A 442-nucleotide genomic window follows, 5' to 3' on the forward strand; every position below is an offset into this window, starting at 1 on the left:
GTTGGCGGAACGGACGGGACTCGAACCCGCGACCCCCTGCGTGACAGGCAGGTATTCTAACCAACTGAACTACCGCTCCGCGTATTCTTTTGCGATTAATGTTATTTAACACTAATGCTTTAATTAATGCCTGGCAGTTCCCTACTCTCACATGGGGGAGACCCCACACTACCATCGGCGCTACAACGTTTCACTTCTGAGTTCGGCATGGGATCAGGTGGGACCGTTGCGCTATGGCCGCCAAGCAAATTCTGTTTTATTACCCGTCACTCACCCTTCAACGGCTCGTCACCAGTAATTATCAATCTTAAACAAGCTTACTTCATCGTTTCGTCTCTCTGACAAACACCTTCGGTGTTGTCAGGTTAAGCCTCACGGTTCATTAGTACTGGTTAGCTCAACGTATCGCTACGCTTACACACCCAGCCTATCAACGTCTTAG

1 tRNA gene and 2 rRNA genes are annotated in these 442 nt (G+C 49.3%); all 3 read right to left on the reverse strand.

The window, feature by feature from the left end:
• Window positions 1-2: 2 nt before the first annotated feature.
• A tRNA-Asp gene (locus BHE89_RS20830) sits at window positions 3-79 on the reverse strand.
• 49 nt (window positions 80-128) lie between these two features.
• Window positions 129-245 (reverse strand): 5S ribosomal RNA (gene rrf / locus BHE89_RS20835).
• Window positions 246-361: 116 nt separating this feature from the next.
• Window positions 362-442: ribosomal RNA gene (locus tag BHE89_RS20840) — 23S ribosomal RNA — on the reverse strand; the annotation flags it as partial.

It is taken from the genome of Shigella sp. FC1967, assembly GCF_001743005.1.
Taxonomy (GTDB): Bacteria; Pseudomonadota; Gammaproteobacteria; order Enterobacterales; family Enterobacteriaceae; genus Proteus.